This is a genomic window from Ruegeria sp. SCP11 (assembly GCF_040329455.1).
Taxonomy (GTDB): domain Bacteria; phylum Pseudomonadota; class Alphaproteobacteria; order Rhodobacterales; family Rhodobacteraceae; genus Ruegeria; species Ruegeria atlantica_E.
This window is the reverse complement of the sequence record NZ_JBDZYG010000039.1, coordinates 1-3892: the sequence shown is the minus strand read 5'-3', so window position 1 is coordinate 3892 and position 3892 is coordinate 1. Positions and strand designations below refer to the sequence as shown.

The window sequence follows — 3892 nt, the reverse complement described above, 5'->3', positions numbered from 1 at the left end:
ACCATGGCTCGTTTTGTGACAAGTGATGCGGTGATGACGCCCACTGTCACAATGGCGATCATGATCGTGGAAAGCGCGTTGATTTCGGGGCTGACGCCCAGACGCACGGCCGAGAAAATCTTGATCGGCAGGGTCGTGGCGGATGGTCCGGAGGTAAAGGACGCGATCACCAGGTCATCCAGCGACAGGGTAAAGGCCAGCAACCAGCCCGAGATCACTGCGGGCGCGATGATCGGTAGCGTCACCAGCCGGAAAGCCTGGGCTGGGGAACAGCCCAAATCCAGCGCAGCCTCCTCCAGCGATTGATCGAACGTCACGAGACGCGAGGACACGACGACCGAGACGAAACACATGGAAAAGGTCGTATGCGCCAGAACGATGGTCAGGATGCCCCTGTCCAGCCCAATACCAATGAACAACAACAGCAGCGACAGACCGGTAATCACCTCGGGCATCACCAGCGGCGCGTAGATCATGCCGGAAAACAGCGTTCGGCCAAAGAACCGTCCGCCACGCACCAACACATAGGCCGCAGCCGTGCCGAGAATGGTGGCCAGCGTCGAGGAAAACACCGCGACGCGTACGGTCACCCAGGCAGCATCCAGAAAGGCTTCATTCTGAACCACTGCGCCATACCACTTGGTCGAGAACCCGGCCCAGACCGTCACCAGTTTGCTTTCGTTGAAGCTGAAGATGATCAGGATGATCATCGGGATATAGAGGAACGCGAACCCCAGCGTCAGGGACACGGCGTTGAACCAGCTTAGCCTGTTCATCGGTCAGCCTCCGCCTGTTTCTGCTGGTTGCGCTGGAACAGCACGATTGGGATCACGAGGATCAGCAGTAGTACCACCGCCACGGCGCTGGCGACCGGCCAGTCGCGGTTCGAGAAGAACTCCTCCCACAGCACCTTGCCGATCATCAGGGTTCCCGATCCGCCCAAGAGTGAGGGGATGACGAACTCACCGATCACCGGGATCATCACAAGGAAACACCCCGCGATGATACCGGGGCGCGACAGCGGAATGGTTACCAGCCAGAAGGCTTGCAGGCGCGAGCAGCCGAGGTCTTCTGCGGCTTCGATCAGGGACTCGTCCATGCGTTCCAGCGCCGAATAGATCGGCAGGATCATGAAGGGCAGATAGGTGTAGACGATGCCGATATAGACCGCCGTATTCGTGTTCAGAATGGTCAGTGGGGTCGAGATAATGCCCGTCCACAGCAGGAACTGATTCAGATAGCCTTCGTTCGACAGGATACCCATCCACGCATAAACCCGGATCAGGAAAGACGTCCAGAACGGTAGGATCACCAGCATCATCAGCGCCGGCCGCCATTCCGCAGGTGCACGCGCCATGCCGTAGGCGATGGGATACCCTACCAGCAATGTCAGGAAGGTCGAAATCACCGCAATCTTGACGCTGGAGAGGTAGGCCTTCCAATACAGGTCGTCCTCGGTCAGCCAGACGAAGTTTTCAAAATCCAACTGGCCGAAGAACTCTTTGATCCCGGTCCAGCCCTGCGACAGGTCTAGCGTTGGGGTATAGGGCGGGATCGCCAGTTCGGTATCCGATAACGAGATCTTCAGAACAATGAAAAACGGCACCAGAAACAGCGCCAGCAGCCAGACATAAGGAACGGCGATCAGAAACGCGCGGCGCATCAGCTTGCCAGCAGAACCGCAGCCGTTGCTGTCCAGGACAGCCAGACCGGGTCTTCCCATGTAAATGACCGGCGTGAGATGCGGCGGGTGTTGGCCGTTTGCGCCTTGATGATCGTGCCGTTGGGCAACTCGACATGATAGGTGGACAAGTTGCCCAGGTAGGCAATGTCATGCACCTTGCCCTGCACCGCGTTGATCGCATCCGCCGGTCGGTCGGCTGAGATCGTCACTTTCTCGGGCCGAATTGCAAGATGACAGGCCTGCCCTTGCGAAAATCCATTGGCCGAAGTTGCCGTCAGCGGTGCCTGCCCCTCGGCCCAGTCGACCTGATAGGTATCCTCGCCATTGGCCGAGGCGCGGCCTTCGATGATGTTCACATCTCCGATGAAATCCGCGACGTAAACCGAGTTCGGGTTTTCGTAGATGCGATCCGGCGTCGCCACCTGCATCAGCTTGCCTTGGTCCATCACGGCGACGCGGCTGGCGACCGTCATCGCCTCTTCCTGATCGTGGGTCACGATCACGAATGTAGTGCCCGTCTTCTCCTGAATGTCCATCAGTTCAAACTGCGTGTCCTGCCGCAGCTTCTTGTCCAGCGCGCCCAAGGGTTCGTCCAGCAGCAGCAGCTTCGGCGCCTTGGCCAGCGATCGCGCCAGCGCCACGCGCTGCCTCTGGCCGCCCGAGATCTGATGCGGCTTGCGGCGCGCGAATTGCTCCAGCCGGGTCAGGCGCAGCATCTCTTCCACGCGGTCCTCAAGGTCGTGCTTGGGCATGTTGTCCCGGCGCAGACCGAAGGCGATGTTTTCCCAGATGCTGAGGTGCGGGAACAACGCGTAAGACTGGAACATCATGTTCACCGCCCGCTTGTTCGGCGGGATCGGGTCGATGTCCTGACCGCCCAGCAGGATGTGCCCTTCGGTCGGCGTTTCAAACCCGGCCAGCATCCGCATCATGGTGGTCTTGCCGCAGCCCGACGGCCCGAGCAGCGCAAAGAATTCTTTTTCGAAGATATCCAGAGACAGGTTGTCGATGGCCGTGAATTCACCAAACCGTTTGGTAACATCGCGGAACTGGATCAAAGGTTTCGCCTGCGGGTCATCCCACGGCGCAAAGACGTCAGAGTTCAAAACGGCCCCCGTGCATCAATCTGGAAAAAGGCGCAAGGCGGTTCCTACCGCCCTGCGCAATGTCGGATCAGGTGCCCGATTTGATCTTGGTCCACATACGCGTCACAACACGCTGCGTTTTCGACGGGTATGGCGTCGTAATGTAGAGGTTCTGCATAGTTGAATCATCAGGATAGATTGCCGGGTCACCGATCACATCTTCCGCAAGAAACTCCTGTGACGCCTTGTTGCCGTTGGCGTAATACACGTAGTTCGACGCGGCAGCCATGTTGTTGGCGTCCAGAATGAAGTCGAGGAACTTATGCGCACCTTCCGGGTTCGGGGCATCTGCCGGGATCGCCATCTGGTCGAACCACATCAGCGAGCCTTCAGCGAAGGGGTGGTATTCGATATTCACGCCGTTGTCGGCCTCAGCCGCACGATCCCTGGCTTGCAGAATGTCACCTGACCAACCGACGGCCACGCAGATATCGCCGTTGGCCAGCGCGTTGATGTATTCCGAGCTGTGGAATTTCTGGATATGCGGGCGAACGCTGACCAGAATCTCTTCGGCTTTCTTGATAACGTCCGGGTCGTGGCTGTCAGGGTCTTCGCCGATATACTGCAATGTCATCGGTATCATTTCGGCTGGCGCGTCCAGGAAATGCACACCACACGAGGCCAGCTTTTCCATGTTCTCTGGCTTCAACACCAGGTCCATACTGTTCAGAGCGACGTCATCCCCCAAGGCTTCTTTGACCTTGTCGACATTTACGCCGATGCCCGTGGTGCCCCACATGTAGTTGATCGAATAGGCGTTGCTTGGATCATAGCCTGCCGTGCGCTCCTGAATGACGTCCCAAAGATTGCCTGCGTTCGACAGTTTGGACGTATCCAACTCCTGAAACGCGCCAGCCTGAATCTGACGCTGAAGGAATGTGCCGGACGGCACCACCACGTCATAGCCTGATCCGCCGGCCAGCATCTTGGTTTCCAGAACCTCGTTGCTGTCGAACACGTCGTAGATCAGCGTCAGACCGGTTTCTTCCTCGAATTTCTTCAACAGGCCTTCGTCAATATAGTCGGACCAGTTGTACACACGCACCTCTTCGGCAAAGGCGGC

4 protein-coding genes are annotated in these 3892 nt (G+C 58.1%); all 4 read right to left on the bottom strand.

Going from position 1 to position 3892, the window contains the following annotated elements:
- The coding region (locus tag ABLN94_RS24440) for an ABC transporter permease (protein ID WP_352997293.1) at positions 1-776 on the bottom strand (776 nt) is incomplete at its 3' end.
- Complete coding sequence (locus ABLN94_RS24435; protein WP_352997295.1) at positions 773-1663, bottom strand: ABC transporter permease subunit; 891 nt, start codon at positions 1661-1663, stop codon at positions 773-775. The genes ABLN94_RS24435 and ABLN94_RS24440, both read right to left, overlap by 4 nt.
- Complete coding sequence (locus ABLN94_RS24430) at positions 1663-2790, bottom strand: ABC transporter ATP-binding protein (protein ID WP_352997291.1); 1128 nt, start codon at positions 2788-2790, stop codon at positions 1663-1665. The genes ABLN94_RS24435 and ABLN94_RS24430 overlap by 1 nt, the downstream gene beginning before the upstream one ends.
- A gap of 67 nt (positions 2791-2857) precedes the next feature.
- On the bottom strand, positions 2858-3892 hold a 1035-nt coding region (locus ABLN94_RS24425; RefSeq protein ID WP_352997289.1), incomplete at its 5' end, for a polyamine ABC transporter substrate-binding protein.